Source organism: Acetatifactor sp., from assembly GCF_982438285.1.
Window position 1 is genome coordinate 1 of record NZ_CEWDFQ010000364.1, and the last position, 2,953, is coordinate 2,953.

General features: G+C 42.2%; 4 protein-coding genes. All 4 read right to left on the minus strand.

Going from position 1 to position 2,953, the window contains the following annotated elements:
• Positions 1 to 870 (minus strand): DUF6674 family protein (locus tag AC1WIP_RS13915; RefSeq protein ID WP_481142390.1); only part of this gene is annotated, 870 nt, incomplete at its 3' end.
• A 421-nt stretch (positions 871 to 1,291) separates the two neighbouring features.
• Positions 1,292 to 1,639 carry a type II toxin-antitoxin system RelE/ParE family toxin gene (locus AC1WIP_RS13920; protein WP_481142391.1) on the minus strand — a complete coding sequence of 116 codons (348 nt, stop codon included), beginning with the start codon at positions 1,637 to 1,639 and terminating at the stop codon, positions 1,292 to 1,294.
• Between the two features lie 2 nt (positions 1,640 to 1,641).
• On the minus strand, positions 1,642 to 1,917 hold the full coding sequence (locus AC1WIP_RS13925) for a type II toxin-antitoxin system Phd/YefM family antitoxin (protein WP_330628663.1): 276 nt from the start codon (positions 1,915 to 1,917) through the stop codon (positions 1,642 to 1,644).
• Between the two features lie 119 nt (positions 1,918 to 2,036).
• Positions 2,037 to 2,953: type IV secretory system conjugative DNA transfer family protein (locus AC1WIP_RS13930; protein ID WP_481142392.1), on the minus strand; the 917-nt coding region annotated here is incomplete at its 5' end.

Consider the following 2,953-nt stretch of genomic DNA (forward strand, 5'->3'; position numbering starts at 1 on the left):
AAGTGTGTCTTTTATTACTACATCTTCAATCATCGCATCGTTCACTTTCTGCTGCTGCGCTTCAAAAGCCTCGGAGTTAAACAAAAATTTCTGCCCTTCAACTCCAGAAATTGGTGACAATTCAGCGATCTCTTCTGCTGTGGCATACCCTACATTTCGTCCAATTTTGTCGTTCTGATACTTGTGTACATCTTCAAAAAGTTTTTCCACTTTCCCGGCTGCCACATCCACACAGTTTAATGTCCCTGACAGCAATTTCCGTTTTGTTCGTAAAATGTTTTTTATCAACTCCGTTTTGGAAAATTTCTCTTCGCCATAAACTTTTTCCGGCTTATCTCCAAAAGTACGCACTACATTTGCTGCCTTTTGCAAAGCTCCCCTTATGCCTGTACCAAGTGCATCAATCTTTGTTATAACTCTATCTACCTCTGTAATGGATTGTTGTATATTATGTCGGATATTCTGCAACTTTTCCTTAATCCCCACAAACTCCGCAACCTTATAAAGTGCAGTTTTTCCTTTTGCTTTTGCCTCTGCCACGATTTCAGAAGCCTTTTCCTTCACATCCGCCTTGATTTCAAGCAGCTGCTCTTTCATCCTGTGGCATTGCCGCTCTAAGTTATCCACAGTTTTGCAGATAGTGGCCTTTAAGGTTTTGTCCCTTTTCTCCTGCTCCATTTTTTCAAGCTGCTTCCGTACATTTACAAGCTCTTCTGTCACAAGCTCCAATCTCTTTTCCACCACATCTATCAGGTCTGCCATTTCATATACATTGTTTGCTGCTTCCCTCTGCTGGTTCTGATTTAAAAGTGTAATCAGCTCCTGTATGATCTGGTCTTTCGTCAATTCCATATTCTGGTATTGTTTCATTTTGGTCTCCCTTCTGTTCAAAGGGGTATGGCCTGCATACCCCTTTTTCCTGTTCTTTATTCTTCACTTTTAACGAAAAGGCAGATCACCCGCATGCTGTCTGCCCTCTGCCTTTGTCAAACTTTGGGAAACCGTCTGCTCCATTCCTTGCTTCGTGGCCTTCTCCTTTTCCATTCGGTAACAGTCCATAAGGGCATCATACAGCTTCTCTTGAAACTCCTTCGTAACTGGAAAACATACGTCCTAATACTGGCTCTTTCCGTCCTTTATCTATATAAACGGGATATTCCCGCAAAAATGGTAAACCGGGCTTTCCCCGGTGCGTTTGTGCTTTAACCACCTCCTGAAAGGCACAAAAAAACACCAGACCTTAACCAGCCTGATGTTGTTTTCTTTCCCGCTATTTTATTTTCATTTCTTGTTAATCATCCCAATAGTCAAGGGACTCCTGCGATATTGAGCTGATACCAAACAGTTTATACATAAAGTCTTCTCTGTCATCGAACATCTCAACGATAATAATCCTGTTCTCCTCTATTCTGTAAAACAAGTAATTATGTCCTACATAAAGGTATCTGTAATCACAGTCAATATCATACATCGAAGATACAGCAACTCCTTTTTCTGCAAAATCTTCAAGCCCTCTTGCTGCATCTGTAATCCGCTTCAATGCTTTTCCTGCCGCCTCCGAACCAAATTCGTCTGTCAGCCGCACCCTCAATACTTTCAGCTTGCGTCTTACAACTTGTGAATATTCAAGTTTTTTCAACCCTATACCCCCAATTCTGCTTCCAGCTCGTCAGCAGATACCGTTCCTTCCTCACGGATGGAGATTTCCGCCTCATTCAATTTGCTCATTAGCTGAAAAAGGGCTTTCTGTTTGTCAAGCTCATCTAATTCTTTCATATCTATGATAGCACACTGTCCATGTCCGTTACGGGTTAAATAAACTCTGTTGCCATATGTGACCTCATTTATGACTGCTGTATAATTCCTCAAATCTGAAATAGGTTTAATATTCGGCATATCGATCCCTTCTTTTTCCATAATCATCTGCATTACTTTGTGGTAATTATATTATACGCATTTACTGCAAATTATTCAATATATTTCATTGTGAATTTACAGCACATATTTTCATGGGGTCATTTTCATAAGGCAAAACATTACTCCGCAGCTTTATTTTTTACCGCCCGATAAGTCCGTCTGATTTCCCTCATTTTCGCCATATCGGTTTCCGGGTAAAATACCGCCAGAATTTCTGCCTTTGTCATGCCGAGAGCCATCATTTTGTGAAGCTCCTCTTTCTGCTCTTTGGAATACTGCCACTGTGCCATACGGTTCATAAGGGTATCTTCCCCCACAATCTTACGCCTTGATATTCCAGACCCGCCAGAACCGGAGGACTTCGCATCTGTCCCTGTTTCCCCGGCATCTTCCGTCTCCGGCGCATATTTAAGCTCATTTTCCTGCTCCCGGTAAAGCTTCTCTCTCTGCTGCTTTTCGTCAAGGCTTAAAAACCGCTTTTTCATATCAAGCTCTGTCAGCACACCAAACTCCTCATAGGAAAGGGTATCTATATAAACATTTTCCCCTTTTTCCTTTAAGCCCTCGTAATGGGCTAATGCTTTGGGTGACAGTATCTTGTATAGCTGTTCTTTTGCATTTCCCTGACCGGAGGGAGCATGGACATAAGGCTTTCCTTTTCCGTCTGCGGTCTGTGAAAATGCAGGATGCCCGAATGGAATATACTTATGATCCATGATAGGATCAAATCCCCGGATAAAGATAAGACATTTCCTGTTATCCAGCTTTCGCACCTCATCCGGTGTAAACAGCTCCCTTCCCAGCACATCGTAATTACGGCTGGAGCTGTCTTGTCTGCCTCTGGTCTCCCCGCTTGACTTCTTATCAATCGTGCTTTTTCCCAAAAGCTCCGAAACATATTTATGAGTGCTCTGCTCATTGCCACCAAGATAAATGAACGTATCACAGTTGCCGGGAATTGTTTCCCAAGTATCCTTAAACAGTGCTTTCAGCTGTGCAAAGTTTTGAATAATGATAATACTGGAAATCTCCCGGC